This is a genomic window from Pseudomonas sp. A6 (genome assembly GCF_052367875.1).
GTDB lineage: Bacteria > Pseudomonadota > Gammaproteobacteria > Pseudomonadales > Pseudomonadaceae > Pseudomonas > Pseudomonas citronellolis.
In genome coordinates this window covers 148,580-165,572 of record NZ_CP198970.1, presented here as the reverse complement: position 1 = coordinate 165,572, position 16,993 = coordinate 148,580, and the positions used below count along the sequence as shown (strand labels likewise).

Annotated in this window: 12 protein-coding genes and 1 pseudogene; 6 read left to right on the top strand and 7 right to left on the bottom strand. The window is 69.1% G+C overall.

Annotated features, from left to right (window positions below; translation table 11 throughout):
- Positions 1-286 precede the first annotated feature (286 nt).
- Positions 287-1,486, top strand: coding sequence for a formaldehyde dehydrogenase, glutathione-independent (fdhA, locus tag ACTWJ5_RS00730; protein ID WP_074980518.1), 1,200 nt, complete (start codon positions 287-289; stop codon positions 1,484-1,486).
- Between the two features lie 643 nt (positions 1,487-2,129).
- Entirely contained in the window at positions 2,130-2,702 is a 573-nt protein-coding gene (locus ACTWJ5_RS00725) for a DUF1993 domain-containing protein (protein WP_256513682.1), read from the top strand.
- 7 nt (positions 2,703-2,709) lie between these two features.
- On the opposite strand, the gene ACTWJ5_RS00720 is transcribed toward ACTWJ5_RS00725, so the two are convergent.
- From ACTWJ5_RS00720 to ACTWJ5_RS00695, 6 genes and pseudogenes are all read right to left on the bottom strand, one after another.
- Positions 2,710-3,822 (bottom strand): class II histone deacetylase, encoded by a 1,113-nt coding sequence (locus ACTWJ5_RS00720; protein ID WP_444437281.1) that lies wholly within the window; start codon positions 3,820-3,822, stop codon positions 2,710-2,712.
- The gene (locus ACTWJ5_RS00715; protein ID WP_444437280.1) at positions 3,819-5,210 is read right to left on the bottom strand and encodes a purine-cytosine permease family protein; all 1,392 of its coding nucleotides are present in this window, start codon (positions 5,208-5,210) and stop codon (positions 3,819-3,821) included. Before ACTWJ5_RS00715 ends, ACTWJ5_RS00720 begins: the two co-directional genes overlap by 4 nt.
- 61 nt (positions 5,211-5,271) lie before the next feature.
- Positions 5,272-6,306 (bottom strand): ABC transporter substrate-binding protein, encoded by a 1,035-nt coding sequence (locus tag ACTWJ5_RS00710; protein WP_074980515.1) that lies wholly within the window; start codon positions 6,304-6,306, stop codon positions 5,272-5,274.
- Positions 6,307-6,585: 279 nt separating this feature from the next.
- The gene (locus ACTWJ5_RS00705; protein ID WP_261747235.1) at positions 6,586-7,968 is read right to left on the bottom strand and encodes an aspartate aminotransferase family protein; all 1,383 of its coding nucleotides are present in this window, start codon (positions 7,966-7,968) and stop codon (positions 6,586-6,588) included.
- Positions 7,969-8,007: 39 nt separating this feature from the next.
- Positions 8,008-8,081 (bottom strand): annotated as a pseudogene (locus tag ACTWJ5_RS00700) (hypothetical protein); the annotation flags it as partial.
- Between the two features lie 45 nt (positions 8,082-8,126).
- Positions 8,127-9,617, bottom strand: a complete 1,491-nt coding sequence (locus ACTWJ5_RS00695; protein ID WP_261747236.1) for an aldehyde dehydrogenase — start codon at positions 9,615-9,617, stop codon at positions 8,127-8,129.
- 286 nt (positions 9,618-9,903) lie between these two features.
- Between ACTWJ5_RS00695 and ACTWJ5_RS00690 the strand changes: the two genes are divergently transcribed.
- The 4 genes from ACTWJ5_RS00690 to ACTWJ5_RS00675 all read left to right on the top strand — a co-directional run bounded on the left by ACTWJ5_RS00690 (position 9,904) and on the right by ACTWJ5_RS00675 (position 16,274).
- Positions 9,904-10,839 carry a LysR family transcriptional regulator gene (locus tag ACTWJ5_RS00690; protein ID WP_253407708.1) on the top strand — a complete coding sequence of 312 codons (936 nt, stop codon included), beginning with the start codon at positions 9,904-9,906 and terminating at the stop codon, positions 10,837-10,839.
- Positions 10,840-11,252: 413 nt separating this feature from the next.
- A complete protein-coding gene (locus ACTWJ5_RS00685) occupies positions 11,253-12,281 on the top strand; it encodes a DUF5924 family protein (RefSeq protein WP_043312483.1) in 1,029 nt (342 codons plus the stop codon).
- Positions 12,282-12,354: 73 nt separating this feature from the next.
- Positions 12,355-13,194 carry an acyl-CoA thioesterase gene (locus tag ACTWJ5_RS00680; protein WP_269961921.1) on the top strand — a complete coding sequence of 280 codons (840 nt, stop codon included), beginning with the start codon at positions 12,355-12,357 and terminating at the stop codon, positions 13,192-13,194.
- Positions 13,195-13,310: 116 nt separating this feature from the next.
- The gene (locus ACTWJ5_RS00675; RefSeq protein ID WP_444437279.1) at positions 13,311-16,274 is read left to right on the top strand and encodes an autotransporter domain-containing protein; all 2,964 of its coding nucleotides are present in this window, start codon (positions 13,311-13,313) and stop codon (positions 16,272-16,274) included.
- A 309-nt stretch (positions 16,275-16,583) separates the two neighbouring features.
- Here ACTWJ5_RS00675 and ACTWJ5_RS00670 read toward each other — a convergent pair whose 3' ends face one another.
- Positions 16,584-16,985, bottom strand: a complete 402-nt coding sequence (locus ACTWJ5_RS00670) for a GFA family protein (RefSeq protein ID WP_444437278.1) — start codon at positions 16,983-16,985, stop codon at positions 16,584-16,586.
- Positions 16,986-16,993 lie beyond the last annotated feature (8 nt).

Here is a 16,993-nt window from a genome sequence, read left to right as displayed (position 1 = left end):
CTCTCCCTTCGGAGCGGGGCGCGCAGCCAGGGTTGGGGAGAGGGGCTCTTGGAGGCTCCCCCCGAAAGCCACTGGGTTCCCGCGTTCGCGGGAATGACGAAAAGGGGAATCACCACCCTCCCCCGTCATCCCCGCGGACGCGGGGAACCAGCAACAGGCAACACCGACAGACCCGCCGGCTGCCAGCAGTACCCCGGCCCTGTCGCGCAACAGACGACATCCCAGTGCAAAGCCGCGTGGCCGCCGCGCCGCGCATTTGTACCCACAACGACAAAGAGGAATGCGTATGTCTGGCAATCGTGGTGTGGTTTATCTCGGCCCAGGTAAGGTCGAAGTTCAGAACATCCCCTATCCCAAGATGCAGGACCCGCAAGGCCGGCAGATCGACCACGGGGTGATCCTGCGGGTGGTCTCCACCAACATCTGCGGCTCCGACCAGCACATGGTGCGCGGCCGCACCACCGCGCCCACCGGCCTGGTGCTGGGCCACGAGATCACCGGCGAGGTGGTGGAGATCGGCCGCGGCGTGGAAACCATGAAGATCGGCGACCTGGTCTCGGTGCCCTTCAACGTCGCCTGCGGCCACTGCCGCACCTGCAAGGAGCAGCACACCGGCGTCTGCCTGACGGTCAACCCGGCCCGCGCCGGCGGCGCCTACGGCTACGTCGACATGGGCGGCTGGGTCGGCGGCCAGGCCGAATACGTGCTGGTGCCCTACGCCGACTTCAACCTGCTGAAGCTGCCGGACCGCGAGAAGGCCATGGAGAAGATCCGCGACCTGACCTGCCTGTCCGACATCCTGCCCACCGGCTACCACGGCGCGGTCACCGCCGGCGTCGGCCCGGGCAGCAGCGTGTACATCGCCGGCGCAGGTCCCGTCGGCCTGGCGGCTGCGGCTTCTGCCCGCCTGCTGGGCGCCGCGGTGGTGATCATCGGCGACGTCAACCCGACCCGCCTGGCCCACGCCAAGGCCCAGGGCTTCGAGATCGCCGACCTGTCCAAGGACACCCCGCTGCACGAGCAGATCGCCGACCTGCTGGGCGAGCCGGAAGTGGACTGCGCGGTCGACGCGGTGGGCTTCGAGGCCCGCGGCCACGGCCATTCCGGTTCGCAGCACGAGGCCCCGGCCACCGTGCTCAACTCGCTGATGGGCATCACCCGGGTAGCCGGCCAGATCGGCATCCCGGGCCTGTACGTCACCGAGGACCCGGGCGCGGTGGACGACGCCGCCAAGCACGGCGCGCTGAGCATCCGCTTCGGCCTGGGCTGGGCCAAGTCGCACAGCTTCCACACCGGCCAGACCCCGGTGATGAAGTACAACCGCCAGCTGATGCAGGCGATCATGTGGGACCGCATCAAGATCGCCGACATCGTCGGGGTGGAAGTCATCACCCTGGACGAAGCGCCCAAGGGCTACGGCGAGTTCGATGCCGGCGTGCCGAAGAAATTCGTCATCGACCCGCACAACCTGTTCCGCGCCGCCTGAGCCGCGGCCAGCGCTCCAACCGCGGCGTCCCCGCCGCGGTTTCTCTCCAGGGGAGCCTTCGGGCTCCCTCTTTTTTTTGCGCGGCATTCCCCTGTAGGAGCGGGCCCTGCGCGCGAATCGCGGGCAGGGCCCGCTCCTACGGTAAACATGACGCCCCGTGCCTCAACGGCCCCTCACCCTAGCCCTCTCCCGGAGGGAGAGGGGATCGTTCGGCGTGTGCGGGGAAGGTTGGAGTCAGCCGGAGACAAAGGACTCCGCGCCGCATGCTCTTCGTAGGAGCGAGCTTGCTCGCGAACCGCATGGCAACGCGTTTGTTCGCGAGCAAGGCCCTGCCGGCGCAATCGCGGATAAATCCGCTCCTACAGGGAGACTCCGTGCCTCAACGGCCCCTCACCCTAACCCTCTCCCGGAGGGAGAGGGAGCCGTTCGGCGTGTGCGGGGAGGCTGGGGTCAGCCGGAGACAAAGGACCCACAGCCGGTACGCGCCACGTGCTCTTGGTAGAAAAGCCGTGCTTCCCTGGAGGTGTAGGAGCGGACTCCGTCCGCGATATCCACAGCAGGCCGAGTACGACAGGGACTTCATGGCGCGGCACGGCCGGCGAGCCCGGACTAAGCTGACGGCTCCCCTTTCCCGGAGCCCGCCATGTCGCTGACCAGCCTTCTCGTCCCCTCGTTCACCCACATGCTCACGAACCTCTCGCAATGGCTCGACAAGGCCGCCGCCCATGAAAGCGCTGCCGGCAACGACGTCGACGAACTGATGGCGCAACGCCTGGCGCCGGACATGTACCCGCTGGCCGCGCAGGTGCGCTTCGCCTGCTTCCAGGCGCTGGAGCCGACCTACCGCCTACGCGGCCTGGCCGTTCCGCAGGCGTGGCTGCAGGTGCGCAACGACGGCTGGGCGTCGAACGAGCGGCCGGGCACCCTGGCCGAGGCCCAGGCCTGCATCGCCGAAGCGCTGGCAGCGCTCGCCGACCTGCCCGGCGATGCGCTCGATGGCCGGCCCGAGGCGCCGATCGCGCTCGACCTGCCCAACGGCATCATCTTCGACATGGACAGCCAGCAGTACGCCCGCGACTGGTCGTTCCCGCAGTTCTATTTCCACTGCATCACCGCCTACGCCATCCTGCGCAGCCTGGGCGTCGAACTGGGCAAGGCCGACTACGTCGCGCACGTGCTGGCTTACCTGCGCCCGGGCACGCTGCCGCAGGCTTGATGCCGGCCTACAGGCCGAGCTTCTGCGCCATGCGCTCGATGGCCTGGCGCTGGAAGGCGCGGAAATCCGCGTCCGGCTGCTGGCCTTCGAGCATCGGCAGGAAGGGGTCGATCACCTCGGTGGCCACCCCGGCCAGTTCCTCGATCACCGCGTGGCCGCAGAAGGGCACGTAGGCTTCGGCGTAGCCGCCCTCGTGGACCAGCACCAGGCGCCCGTCGCACAGGCGCTCGGCGGCCTCGCGCACGCTGCGGGTGAGGGCGCGGAAGGTCTCGCTGTGGGCGAGCATGCGCGCCAGCGGGTCCACGCCGTTGGCGTCGAAGCCGCAGGCGACCACGATCAGCTCCGGGCGGAAGCGCTCCAGGGCCGGCACTATGATGCGTTCCATGGCATGGCGATAGGCGTCGTCGCCGCTGCCGGGGTACAGCGGCACGTTGACGTTGGCGCCCAGGCCGGCGCCTTCGCCCTGCTCTTCCACGGCGCCGGAACCTACCGGGAAGCAGTCGGCCTGGTGGATCGACAGGGTCAGCACATCGTCGCGGCCGTAGAAGATCGACTGGGTGCCGTTGCCGTGGTGCACGTCCCAGTCCAGCACGGCGACGCGCCGGATGCCGTGGCGCGCCTTCGCCGCCTCCACCGCCACGGCGATGTTGGCCAGGTAGCAGAAGCCCATGCCGCGGTCAGCCAGGCAATGGTGGCCCGGCGGCCGCGACAGCGCGTAGGCGTTGTCCAGCTCGCCGCTGAGCACCGCGTCCACCGCGGCGATGGCCAGCCCGGCGGACTGCCGGGCGATCTCGTAGGTGCCGGGGCCGACCATGGCCTCCTCGCCCAGCTCGCCATGGCCGGCGTCGCTCATGGCCTTGAAGCGTTGCAGGTAGTCCAGCGGGTGTACCCGCAGCAGGTCTTCCTCGCTGGCCAGCGGCGCGCTGGCGAGCCTGAGCTTCGCACTCAGGCCCGAGACATCCATCAGGCTCTTCAGCCGCCGCTTGCTCTCCGCCGACTCGGCGTGGCCGCTGCCGGCCGGCGGCTGCAGCCAGCCGCCCACCGGGAGAATCAGCGCGTGCAGCCCGGCGGCGTGCCAGAAGCAGCGCTCGTCGAAGAAGAAACCGCTGCGCCGGCTCATGCGCGGGCCTCCGCCAGGGCGCGCTGGCGCTTGCGGCTGAACAGCCAGTAGACCGGCGAGACCACGCCCAGGCCGACGATCCAGGAGATGTCGGCGCCGTTCATGGCGCGCGCCACCACCCCGGTGTACAGCTCGGTGGACATGAACGGTACCTGCACCAGGATGCCCAGCACGTAGCAGTTCACCGCGGTCCAGTTGAAGGTGCCGTAGATGCCGCCGTCGCGGCGGAAGAACGACAGCACGTCGTACTGGCCGTGGGCGACCAGGTAGTAGTCGACCAGGTTGATCGCGCTCCAGGGCACCAGCACGTAGAGCAGCAGGAGGATGAAGTTGGTGTAGTTGGCCATGAAGTTGTCCTGGCCGAGCAGGGCGATGGCCAGCGAGCCGCCGAACAGGCTCAGGGCGATCAGCGCGCGCCAGCCGGCGCCGGCCGCCCAGGCCGGGATCAGCGTCTGGCCGACGGTGATCGCCGAGAGCGTGCCGCAGTACAGGTTCATGGCGTTGGTGGCGGCGATGCCGATGGAGAACACCGCCACCAGCACGGCGCTGAAGCCGCCGGTCATGCCGATCAGCCCGGCGACCACGTCGCCGCCGTCCAGGCACAGGCCGACGATCACGCCCAGGAGCATGGGCAGGATCGAACCCAGGCAGCAGCCCCAGTAGCTGGACCAGAACGCGGTGCGCGCGCCGGTGTCCTGCGGCATGTAGCGCGAGTAGTCGGAAACGTAGGGGGCATAGGCCAGCTGCCAGAGCGCGGCGATCGACAGCGCGCCGAGGAAGCCCGGCAGGTTGAAGCCGTTGCGCTGCAGGAAGTCCTCCGGCAGGCCGTGGATGAACAGCACCCAGGCGAAGCTGACCAGCAGCACCGCGCCGGACAGCCAGGACATCAGCCGGGTGTAGCCGTGGATCAGGCGGTAGCCGAAGACGGTGGCGACGACGCTGACCAGGCCCACCAGCAGGATGCCGGCGTTGGTGGCCACGGCCGGGAAGCGCGCGTGCAGCGTCTGGCCGCCGAGCACCAGGTTGGAGGCGAAGAAGCCCAGGTACATGATCACCACCAGGGCCACCACCAGCAGCGAGCCGAAGGAGCCGAACTGGCCGCGCGTCTGCACCATCTGCGGCACGCCCAGCTGCGGGCCCTGGGCCGAGTGCAGGGCCATGAACACCCCGCCGACCAGGTTGCCCAGCACCAGCGCCAGCAGCGCGGCGACGAAGGACAGCTGGAACACGGTGACGGCCAGCGCCCCCGTGACCACGGTGAGCAGCATGATGTTGCTGCCGAACCAGATGGTGAAGAGGTCGCGGGCGCGGCCGTGGCGTTCGTGCCGGGCGATGGGCTGGATGGTGCTCAGCTCCAGGGTCGCCGCCGGGGTTTGCGTCGTTGTCATTGTGGTTCTCGCAAGGCAAAGCGGTGCCCGGCACGCCGGGCACTCGGGTTGGCCGGGGGCCTTAGCGGGCCGCCCAGGCGTTGAAGCGCAGTTCCAGTTCCTCGCCGTGGTCGACCCAGAAGGCCGAGTCCACCGAGCGGGCGCCCTGCAGGTTGGCCGGGGCGGTGGGCAGCGCGGCCTGCACGTCGGCCGGCAGCAGTTCCAGGGTGCCCTTGTGCACCGGGCCGTAGGGGATGTTCTCGGAGAACACCTTCTGCGTCTGCGGCTGGCTGGCGAAGGCGATGAACTTCTCGGCCAGGGCCTTGTTCGGCGTGCCCTTGACCACTGCCCAGTATTCCGGGTCGTAGAGGCTGCCCGGCCAGACGATGGCCAGCGGCACGCCTTCCTTCTGCGCGGCGGCGATGCGGCCGTTGTAGGCGGCGCTCATCACCACGTCGCCGGCGGCCAGCCACTGCGGCGGTTGCGCGCCGGCTTCCCACCACTGGATGTAGGGCTTGATCTCGTCGAGCTTCTTGAAGGCGCGGCTGACGCCCTCGGGGGTGCCCAGCACCTTGTACAGGTCCTCGGGCTTCACGCCGTCGGCCAGCAGGGCCACTTCCAGGGTGTACTTGGCGCCCTTGCGCAGGCCGCGCTTGCCCGGGTAGTCCTTGACGTTCCAGAAGTCCGCCCAGGAGGTCGGCGCCTTGGCCAGGCGCTTGCTGTCGTAGGCCATGACCATCGACCAGACGTAGGTGGCCACGCCGCACTCGCTGAAGGTGCCGGGGACGAACTTCGACTCGTCGCCGATGGCGGCCGGGTCGATGCGCTCGAACAGGCCCTCGTCGCAGCCGCGCAGCAGCTCGGGGCTTTCCACCTCGACCACGTCCCAGGTGACCTTGCCGACGTCGACCATGGCCTTCACCTTGGCCATCTCGCCGTTGTACTCGCCGGCGATCACCTTGCCGGCGCCGCTGGCATCGAAGGGTTTGAAGTAGGCCTTGTCCTGGGCGGCCTTGGTGGCGCCGCCGAAGGAGATCACCGTGAGATCCTGCGCCTGGGCGGCGCCGGTGGCGGCGAGGACCGCGCAGGCGAGGATGCAATGCAAGGACGATTTCATGGAACGAACTCCCACAGCCGGTTGGCGTTGTTGGTTTGGATTGCTGGGCAGTTGCCGAACGGGCGGCAAAAAGGTTCCACGGCGCGGGCCTGCGTGGGCCCGCGGCGTTGTTGTTGTTCGTTTTTCGTAGGAGCGAGCTTGCTCGCGAAGGGCCGGAAAGCCCCCTCCCCCTAACCCTCTCCCTTCGGAGCGGGGCGCGCAGCCAGGGCGGGGGGAGAGGGAATCCGTCTTACGCCGGACTTCGCGAGCAAGCTCGCTCCTACAAGGTCGTGTCGTGCCTTACAGCACGCCGATCTCTTTCGCGGTGCGGTCCACCGCGATGCGCGTCTTGTCCACCAGCTCGTCCAGCTCGGCGCGGCCGGCCACCAGGGCCGGGGCCATGATCATGCGGCCGAGGGTGGAGCGGATGATCAGGCCTTCCTCGAAGCCGATGGTGCGGCAGCGCCAGGCCAGGTCGTTCTCGTTGTCGAAGCGCTTGCGGGTGGCCTTGTCCTCCACGAACTGCAGCGCCGCCACCAGGCCGGCGCCCTGGATCTCGCCGATCAGCGGGTGGTTGCCGAACACCTCGCGCAGGCACTGCTGCAGGTAGGGGCCGGTGTCGTTCTTGACCTGGGTGACGATGCCCTCGTCGCGCAGCGCCTTGAGGTTGGCCACGGCCACCGCCGCCGCCACCGGGTGGCCGGAATAGGTCAGGCCGTGGGCGAACACGCCGCCCTGCTCCACCAGCACCTCGGCGATGCGCTTGCTCAGCACCAGGCCGCCCATGGGGATGTAGCCGCTGGTCAGGCCCTTGGCGATGGACAGGGTGTCCGGCTCGAAGCCGAAGTACTGGTGGGCGAACCATTCGCCGGTGCGGCCGAAGCCGCCGATCACTTCGTCGGCGCACAGCAGCACGTCGTACTTGCGGCAGATGCGCTGGATTTCCGGCCAGTAGCTCTCCGGCGGGAAGATCATGCCGCCGGCGCCCTGGAACGGCTCGGCGATGAAGCCGGCGACGTTCTCGGCGCCCAGTTCGAGGATCTTGTCCTCCAGCTGCTGCGCGCAGCGACGGCCGAATTCCTCGGGGGTGAGGTCGCCGCCGTTGGCGAACCAGTAGGGTTCGTCGATGTGGGCGATGTCCGGGATCATGCCGCCCATCTCGTGCATGAACTTCATGCCGCCCAGCGCGGTGGCCGCCAGGGTCGAGCCGTGGTAGCCGTTCCAGCGGCCGATCATGATCTTCTTCTGCGGCTTGCCGAGGATCTGCCAGTAACGGCGCACGGTGCGGATCAGCACCTCGTTGGATTCGGAGCCGGAGTTGGTGTAGATGGCGTGGCTGTAGTGGCCCGGCACCAGGCTGAAGAGCAGCTCGGACAGCTCGATCACCGCCGGGTGGGTGGTGTGGAAAAACATGTTGTAGTACGACAGCTGGTCCATCTGCGCGCTCGCCGCGGCGGTCAGGTCCTTGCGCCCGTAGCCCAGTTGGGTGCACCACAGGCCGGACATGCCGTCCAGGTAGCGGTTGCCGTCGTTGTCCCACAGGTACAGGCCCTCGCCGCGCACCATCACCCGCGGGCCTTCGGCGTTCAGCGCCTTCTGGTCGAGGAAGGCGTGGATGTGGTGGGCCGCGTCCGCCGCCTGGTAGTCACGGGTTTCGCGTTGCGCTTTGGTGTTGTCGGTCATCGACTTTCTCCTAGTTCCCTCGGCGGTGCTCCGGCAGCCGGCCTGAGGGGTTTGCAGGGGATCGAGGGCGACGGACTTACCTGGGCAGTCTCACCGGCCGTCTCGAGCGGTTCGCCGGGGCAGCACGGGCCGGCGGTGCGCCGGCCCCGGGGCTGCCCTCAGCGCAGCTGGAACCAGGTGGTTTTCAGCTGGGTGTACTTGTCGAACGAATGCAGCGACAGGTCGCGGCCGAAGCCGGACTGCTTGCCGCCGCCGAAGGGGATGGCCGGGTCCAGGGCGTCCACGGTGTTCACCGACACGGTGCCGACGTTCAACCGGCCGGCCACGCGGTGGGCACGGTTGAGGTCGTCGCTCCACACCGAGGCGGCCAGGCCGAAGGGGCTGTCATTGGCCAGGCGCAGGGCCTCGTCCTCGCTGTCGAAGGCGGTCACCGCCAGCACCGGGCCGAAGACTTCCTCGCGGGCCAGGCGCTGCTGCGGGTCGACGTTGGTGAAAATGGTCGGCTCGATGAAGTTGCCTGAACCGTTGAAGCTCAGTTGGCGGCCGCCGCAGGCCAGGGTAGCAGCGCTGCCGCGGGTTTCCTCGATGAAGCGCAGGATGCTGGCGGTCTGCTTGGCGTCGACGATGGCGCCGGCGCGGCTGGCCGGGTCCAGCGGGTCGCCCGGGGCCCAGTCGCGGGCCTTGGCGATCAGGCGCTCGACGAATTCGTCGTGGATGGAGCGCTCCACCAGCAGCCGCGAGTTGGCCGAGCAGACCTCGCCCTGGTTGAAGAAAATGCCGAATGCCGCTTTTTCAGCCGCAAGATCGAGGTCGCGGCAATCGGCGAACACGAGGTTCGGGCTCTTGCCGCCACACTCCAGCCATACCTGCTTGAGGTTGGACTGGGCGGAATACTGCATGAAGTACTTGCCCACTTCGGTGGAGCCGGTGAACACCAGGCAGTCCACGTCCGGGTGCAGGCCCAGGGCCTTGCCGGCGTGCTCGCCGAGGCCCGGCACCACGTTCAGCACGCCCTCGGGCAGGCCGGCCTCCAGGGCCAGTTCGGCCAGGCGCAGGGCCGAGAACGGCGACTGCTCGGCCGGCTTGAGCACCACCGAGTTGCCGGCGGCCAGGGCCGGGGCCAGTTTCCAGGCGGCCATGTCGAGAGGGAAGTTCCACGGCACCACGGCGCCGATCACGCCCAGGGGCGCGCGGGTGATGGTGGCCAGGGCGTTGGGCGCGGTCGGGGCGACCTGGTCGTAGAGCTTGTCCAGGGCCTCGGCGTACCAGGAAAAGACGCCGGCGGCGCCGGGCACGTCGATGTTCCAGGCATCCATCACCGGCTTGCCCATGTTCAGCGAGTCCAGCAGGGCCAGCTCGTCGCGGTGGGCCAGCATCAGCTCGGCCAGCTTCAGCAGCACGGCCTTGCGCTCGCGCGGCGCCATGCGCGCCCAGGGGCCCTGCTCGAAGGCACGGCGGGCGCTGCGCACGGCGGCGTCGACCTCGGTCGCGCCACAGGCGGCGACGTTGGCCAGCAGGCGGTTGGTGGCCGGGTCGATGGATGCGAAGGTGGCGCCGTCGGCGGCGGCCACGCGGCGGCCATCGATCAGAGCGGCGTCGATGAAGGTCTGGCGGGCTGCACGCTGCTGCCAGTCGCTGAGTTGATACACCAGGGCACTCCTGCTCACGAGCAATTATTGTTTTGTTCTGTGGTACCCCTGATGGTCGCGCATGCCCCGGCGGAGGAAAAATATTAAATATGTCTTCGGGGTATATGAAAAAGCTGGGCAGGCGCGCACCGGCAAAGTGCGCCATGCTGGGTTATGGTGCGGCACCTGGAGGCTCCTCGACGCTCCCCGGCGCAGGCCGGCGGGCCCGATCCTTGCTTCCCGATGAACCGATGACACAACGAGAGCGCGCACGCCACCGGCGAAGCCGCGCCATAGAGGTCTTGCAGTGGCTTCCTATACCTTGCGGCAATTGAAGTATTTCGTGACCACAGTGGAATGCGGCAGCGTGGCCGAGGCCTCGCGCAAGCTCTACATCGCCCAGCCGTCGATCTCCACGGCGATCAAGGGCCTGGAAGAGAGCTTCGGCGTGCAGCTGTTCATCCGCCACCACGCCCAGGGCGTGTCCCTCACCCCCAGCGGCGCGCGCTTCTACCGCAAGGCCCAGGAACTGCTGCGCATGGCCCACGAGTTCGAGCAGAACGCCCTGGCCGACAACGACGTGGTGGCCGGGCAGATCGACCTGGCCTGCTTCGAGACGGTGGCGCCGCTGTACCTGCCGCGGCTGATCGCCGGCTTCCGCGAGCGCTACCCGGGGGTGGAGATCCGCATCCGCGACGGCGAGCAGCAGGAACTGGTGCAGGGCCTGACCTCCGGGCGCTTCGACCTGGCCCTGCTGTACCGCCACGACCTCGACGGCACCATCGAGACCGAGCCGCTGATGCCGGCGCAGCGCCCCTACGCCCTGCTCCCGGCCGACCACCGCTTCGCCCGCCAGGCCCAGGTGTCGCTGCGCGACCTGGCGCTGGAGCCGATGATCCTGCTCGACGTGCAACCCAGCCGCACCTACTTCGTGAGCATCTTCGAGGAACTGGGGCTGACGCCGAACATCGCCTTCAGCTCGCCCTCCATCGAGATGGTGCGCGGCATGGTCGGCCAGGGCTTCGGCTTCTCGGTGCTGGTCACCCGGCCGCATTCGGAGTGCACCTACGACGGCAAGAAGGTGGTGATGGTGAACATCGCCGAAGACGTCAGCGCCTCCGGCCTGGTGGCCGCCTGGCTCAAGCGCGCCCAGCTGACCAAGCCGGCGCGGCTGTTCGTCGACTATGCCCGCGAGGAGTTGAGCGGCGGGGTGGTGTCAGAGCCCACACACAAGCCTTCGTAGGATGGGTTGAGCTTGCGAAACCCATGCGGTCGTGGCGATGGGCATCGCTCCGCTCAACCCATCCTACGGGGCTGAATGCCAACCCTTGTAGGAGCGGGCCCTGCCCGCGATTCGCGCGCAGGGGAATGGCGCGGGTGGGGCGGCGTAGGAGCGGATCTCATCCGCGAATCGCGCCGGAACCGCCGGCTATCGCGGACAAGGTCCGCTCCTACGTCTCAGGCGGCACGGCTTCTCGTAGGAGCGAGCTTGCTCGCGAACAGATTCCGCTGCGGGGCTCATTCGCGAGCAAGCTCGCTCCTACGAAGAGCCCCCCCGGCACAACCACCCTACCCTCCGTCCAGCGCCGCTGCCCCGCGCCCGGCACAAGCGCTACAATCCCCGCCCTTCCGGTTGTCCGGCTTCGGCCCTTCGTCATGCTTGTGTTGAAATCCCGCGTGCAGCGCCTGATCGCGCTGGCCCTCTCGCTCCTCGAACGCTACCCGCGGCTGGTCGCCCTGTTCGGCTTCTGCTCCGGGCTGTTCAGCTTCATGATGGTCGATCGCCACCGCGCCGGCTTCGCCCGCGCCATGGCCATCGTCATGCTGGTCAGCTGGCTCTGGCTGATGCTGGAGAACCTGCTCACCCAGCGCTTCAAGGAGCGCTTCGGCTGGTCGGTGCCGCCGGGGCTGCTGCGCTACGCGACCCAGCTGATCCACCAGGAAAGCCTGTTCTTCGTCCTGCCGTTCTTCTTCGTCACCACCACCTGGAACAGCGGCCAGGCCCTGTTCACCGGCGCCCTGGGGCTGGCCGGACTGATCGCCATCACCGACCCGGTCTACTACAAGTGGCTGGCGCCGCGGCGCTGGACCTTCCTCGGCTACCACACCCTGACACTGTTCGCCGTGCTGCTCACCGCGCTGCCGCTGATCCTCCAGCTGAGCACCCCGGAGAGCTACCGCTGGGCCCTGGGCATCGCCGTGGCGCTGTCCTTCCCCAGCCTGGTGGTGTCGGTGGGCATCCACAAGTGGTGGCGCTGGTTCGCCCTGCTCGGCCTGACCCTGTGCATCGGCGTGGTCGGCTGGTTCGGCCGCGCCTGGGTGCCGCCGTCCACCCTGTGGCTGGCGGAAATGGCGGTCACCGAGCAGTTCGACAACAGCCAGCGCACCCCCGGCGACAGCGTCGAGCAGGTCGGCGCCGCGCAGATCCGCGCCCAGGGCCTCTACGCCTACACCGCCATCAGCGCACCGCGCGGCCTGGACGAGCGCATCTTCCACGTGTGGCTGCACAACGGCCAGGAAGTCGACCGCATCGCCCTGGACATCCACGGCGGCCGCGAGGCCGGCTACCGCGCCTGGACGCACAAGCAGAACTTCCCCGCCGACCCGACCGGGCGCTGGCAGGTGCAGGTGATCACCGAGGTCGGCCAGGTGATCGGCACCCTGCGTTTCGAGGTCACGCCCTGACCGCCCGGTTCGCTTGACCGCGCCCGGGCCGCTCCCCTAAAAGGACCGGATACCCGCGCCGAGAGCACCGAGCATGACCGACTCCGCCCTGCACCCCTTCGACCGCGCCCTGGCCCTGGAGGCCGACGCCCGCGACGCCGACCTGTTCCATGGCCACACCAGCGCCGACTACTGGAACATGGTCGGGCCCTTCGGCGGCATCACCGCCGCCACCCTGCTGCAGGCCGTGCTGCGCCACCCGCGGCTGCTCGGCGCGCCCGTCGCGCTGACGGTGAACTTCGCCGCCGCCATCGAGGCCGGCGCCTTCGCCGTGCGCGCCACGCCGATCCGCACCAACCGCTCCACCCAGCACTGGCTGCTGCAGCTGAGCCAGCTGGACGGCGACGGCGTGGAGCAGGTCTCCACCACCGGCACCGCGGTCACCGCCCTGCGCCGCGAGACCTGGAGCGAACTCGACCTGGCGCGCCCGCAAGCCACGGCGCCGGCGCAGACGCCGCCGCTGAACACCAGCGGCAAGGGCGTGGCCTGGGTGCAGCAGTACGAGATGCGCGCCATCGACGGCGCCTTCCCCAGCACCTGGGACGGCAGCGGCGAACACAGCCGCACCCGCCTCTGGCTGCGCGACGCCCAGCCGCGGGCACTGGACTTCCCGGCCCTGGCGGCGATGAGCGACATCTTCTACCCGCGCGTATGGCTGCGCCGCGCCACCCCGGTGCCGGCCGGCACCGTGTCGATCACCACCTACTTCCACACCGACGCCGCGCAACTGGCCGAAGTCGGCAGCGGCTACCTGCTCGGCGAGGCCCGCGGCCAGGCCTTCCGCAACGGCTACTTCGACCAGGCCGCGGAGCTGTGGAGCGAGGCCGGCGAACTGCTCGCCACCAGCAACCAGATCGTCTACTACAAGCAGTGACGGCAGGGCCGGGCGCCGCGGCGCCCGGCCTTGGCAAAAAGCCAGCATGGTTACAAAAACGTAAGATTGCATCGCTATAAACGACGGCCACTTCCAGAAGAAAAAAGGTCGTCGCCATGTCGTTCAAGCCTTCCCCGCTGGCGTTCAGCATCGCCCTCGTCTTCAGCGCCGGCGCCCATGCCGTGCCCGCCGGCCCCATCGTCATCAGCACGCCCAGCACCAGCAAGCAGACGCTCTCCGGCGAGGCCAGCCTGCAGGTCACCGCAAGCGGCAGCATCACCGCCAGCGACAAGACCGTCGCCCTGAAGGACGCCACCAGCGGCGCCGGCGTGGTGGTCGACAACAGCGGGCAGATCACCGCCACCAGCGGCCGCGCCATCGAAAGCTCGGGCAGCACCGCGACCACCCGCGACTACCGGATCTACAACCGCGCCGGCGCCAGCATCAGCGCCAGCGACGACGCCGTGCGGGTGAAGGACGGCTTCGACAGCGGCAGCCTGTTGCTGGACAACGCCGGCAGCATCCGCTCGACCACCGGCCAGGCGGTGGACTTCGACGACCTGCGCAGCGGCGTGCCGGTGACCATCATCAACCGCGAAACCGGCGTCATCCACGGCGACGGCAACGACGGCATCCGCCCCGGCGCCAACGCCAGCATCACCAACTACGGCGAGATCAGCAGCGGCGACATGATCGACGCCGACGCCAAGAACGACGGCATCGACTTCCAGGACGCCGAGGGCGGCAGCGTCTACAACCACGGGCTGATCTCCGGCGGCCGCCACGGCATCACCACCGACGTCGGCGCCACCCTGGTCAACTACGCCGACGGCGTGATCATCGGCCGCAACGGCTCGGGTTACGGCTCCGACGGCAACGGCACGGTCACCAACTACGGGCGCATCACCGGCGCCTACAACGGCCTGGTGCCCGATGGCGACGGCGATGGCGTGGACATCGACCTGATCGGCCACATCGAGAACCACGGAATCATCGAAGGCACAGGCGCGGCCGGCGTCGACAAGGGCGGCCAGCCCAACGGCAGCGAAGGCATCGCCATGGGCGGCGGCAGCGTCTACAACGCCGCCGGCGCGCTGATCAGCGGCGCCAGCCGCGGCATCCTGGTGGACGACGGCTCCGCCGGCAGCGGCTACGGCGCCACCACCCTGGAGAACCACGGCACCATCGAAGGCCTGGCCTCCAGCGGCGTGAGCCTGGTCGGCGACTTCGCCGACAGCGTGATCAACGACGGCCTGATTCACGGCGGCAACGGCATCGCCCTGGAACTGGGCGGCGGCGACGACAGCCTGACGCTGCTCGCCGGCAGCCGCTTCGAAGGCCTGGTGGACGGCGGCGACGGCCATGACAGGGTGAGCTTCGACGACGCCCGCGGCGGCAGTTTCGGTCAGAGCCGCAACTTCGAGCGCCTGGAGGTGCGCCAGGGCGCCTGGACCCTCACTGGCAGCGGCGACTTCAGCGAAGGCGGCGAAGTCTTCGCCGGCGCCCAGCTGATCAACCAGGGCGGCATCGCCGGCAGCCTGCTGGTGGACAGCGGCGCCAGCTACGCCGGCGGCGGCAGCGTCGGCGGCCTGGACGTCAGCGGTACCTTGCTGGCCAACCCGCAGCAGGGCGCCACCCACGTGACCGGCGACCTGGCCCTGCACAGCGGATCGACCCTGGCCTATGGCGTGGAGGCCGACGGCAGCCACGCCACCCTGCAAGTGGATGGCAGCGCGACCCTGGACGGCGCGCGCCTGGCCCTGCAAGCCGGGCCCGGCAACTACCCCTGGCAGAGCAGCTACCAGGTGCTGAACGCCAGCGGCGGCGTCAGCGGCCGGTTCGCCGAGGTCAGCAGCAACTTCGCCTTCCTCACCCCGAGCCTCAGCTACGGCGCCAACAGCGTGGACCTGCAACTGACGCGCAACGACGTGCAGTTCGCCGACCTGGCCAGCAGCGGCAACGGCCGCAACGCCGCCAGCGCCCTGCAGGGCCAGGGCATGGGCCAGCTGTACAACGCGCTGATCACCAGCGACGCCGGCAACGCCGGCCGCGCCGTGGAACAGCTGGCCGGCGCCGGCAACGCCAACCTGGCCGCCGCCACCCTGGCCGGCAGCCAGGCGGTGGGCGGCGCCATGCTCGGCGCGCTGCGCCAGCTCGGCGGCGGCCTGCTGGTGGCCAGCGACGACCGCGACACCCCGCAGTTGGCCGCCCTCGGCGTACCCAACGAGGCACGCAACCTGAACGACCCGAACGCCGCCGGCCGCCTCTGGCTGCAAGGCATCGGCAGCCACGGCCAACTGGACGGCGAGCACGGCAGCGGCGACCTCGACCAGAACACCGGCGGCACCCTGCTGGGCGCCGACTGGGCGCTGGACGGCCAATGGCGCCTGGGCGTGCTGGGCGGCTACTCGCACACCGACCTCGACGGCCAGGGCGGCGCCTCCGGCGACATCGACAGCTGGCACCTGGGCACCTACGCCCTGCGCCAGGACGGCCCGCTGGCCCTGCGCCTGGGCGCGGCCTACAGCAGCCACGACGGCGAAAGCAAACGCCGCATCGAGTTCGACGGCTTCAGCGACCGCCCCAAGGGCGACTACGACGCCCACAGCTGGCAGGCCTTCGCCGAGGCCGGCTACCAGCTCGGCGACGGCCGCCTGAGCGCCGAGCCCTACGCCAACCTCGGCTACCAGTACTACAAGCGCGACGCCTACGACGAAAAAGGCGGCGCCGCGGCCCTGCACGTGGACGAGCAAAGCCAGCACAACTTCAGCAGCACCCTGGGCGTGCGCACGGCCTGGCTCACCAGCCTGGACAACGGCATGAGCCTGACCCCGCGCCTGGGCCTGGGCTGGCGCCACACCTACGGCGACCTGGACAGCAGCACCCGCCAGGCCTTCCTCGCCGGCGGCGGCGCCTTCAGCGTCCAGGGCACGGCGCTGGACCGCAACAGCCTGCTGCTGGACCTGGGCCTGGACCTGGGCCTGTCGGCCCGCCACAGCATCGGCCTGGCCTACAGCGGCGAGAAAGGCAGCCAGGCGCAGAACCATGCGCTGATCGCGCAGTGGCAGATGGCGTTCTGAAACGCCGCGTAGGGCGTATAACCGTTCGCGGTTATACGCCGTTTCACCTTGGCCCAGCCACGAGCCAGGGTCGACCTGGGGTGAACTTCGGCCGTCGCCCAGGTCGGCCTCGGAGTTAGAGACAAGTCCGGTGTAGCGGCGTACAACCGCGAACGGTTGTACACCCTACGACTGGTAAAGGGTTCTACCGGCAGGGGTCGGTGCTTCAGCTGAAGAGCGCCCTCTCCCTAACCCTCTCCCTGAAGGGAGAGGGCTGGGGAGAGGGAGCGGAACCGATCCAGCGCACAAGAGCCGCCGGCTAGCTCGCTCCTACAAAACCTCCTCATCCTCCCCCGGCAACTGCTCATCCAGATGCAACCAAGCAACCCGGCTCTTCATCCAGACATGCCGTTGCGGCGGCGCCACCTCCGGATGATCGAAGGTCGCCACAGTCACATCCAGCGTCTCCGGCGTCCGCTCCGTCTCGAACACCACCTGCGCCCCACAGTTGCCACAGAACAACCGACGATTGCCCGGACTCGACACATAGCAGGCCGGCTCCCCCTTCAGCCAACGAAAGCTGCTGCGCGGCACCGTCGCCCAAGTCACCACCATGCCCCCACTGCTACGCCGACAGATCGAACAATGGCAGTGGCCAACATCATCCAGCTCCGCAGTGAACTCATAACGCAGGGCACCACAATGGCAGCCCCCCTGGCAGGTCTGGCTCATGGCCGGGC

What these genes read in the sequence shown, in the direction of transcription:
- ACTWJ5_RS00715 (WP_444437280.1), bottom strand. Translation starts at nt 5,210, where the DNA reads ATGACAACGACGCAAACCCCGGCGGCGACCCTGGAGCTGAGCACCATC.
- ACTWJ5_RS00725 (WP_256513682.1), top strand. Translation starts at nt 2,130, where the DNA reads ATGTCGCTGACCAGCCTTCTCGTCCCCTCGTTCACCCACATGCTCACG.
- ACTWJ5_RS00680 (WP_269961921.1), top strand. Translation starts at nt 12,355, where the DNA reads ATGACCGACTCCGCCCTGCACCCCTTCGACCGCGCCCTGGCCCTGGAG.
- ACTWJ5_RS00705 (WP_261747235.1), bottom strand. Translation starts at nt 7,968, where the DNA reads ATGACCGACAACACCAAAGCGCAACGCGAAACCCGTGACTACCAGGCG.
- ACTWJ5_RS00685 (WP_043312483.1), top strand. Translation starts at nt 11,253, where the DNA reads ATGCTTGTGTTGAAATCCCGCGTGCAGCGCCTGATCGCGCTGGCCCTC.
- ACTWJ5_RS00675 (WP_444437279.1), top strand. Translation starts at nt 13,311, where the DNA reads ATGTCGTTCAAGCCTTCCCCGCTGGCGTTCAGCATCGCCCTCGTCTTC.
- ACTWJ5_RS00670 (WP_444437278.1), bottom strand. Translation starts at nt 16,985, where the DNA reads ATGAGCCAGACCTGCCAGGGGGGCTGCCATTGTGGTGCCCTGCGTTAT.
- ACTWJ5_RS00710 (WP_074980515.1), bottom strand. Translation starts at nt 6,306, where the DNA reads ATGAAATCGTCCTTGCATTGCATCCTCGCCTGCGCGGTCCTCGCCGCC.
- fdhA (WP_074980518.1), top strand. Translation starts at nt 287, where the DNA reads ATGTCTGGCAATCGTGGTGTGGTTTATCTCGGCCCAGGTAAGGTCGAA.
- ACTWJ5_RS00720 (WP_444437281.1), bottom strand. Translation starts at nt 3,822, where the DNA reads ATGAGCCGGCGCAGCGGTTTCTTCTTCGACGAGCGCTGCTTCTGGCAC.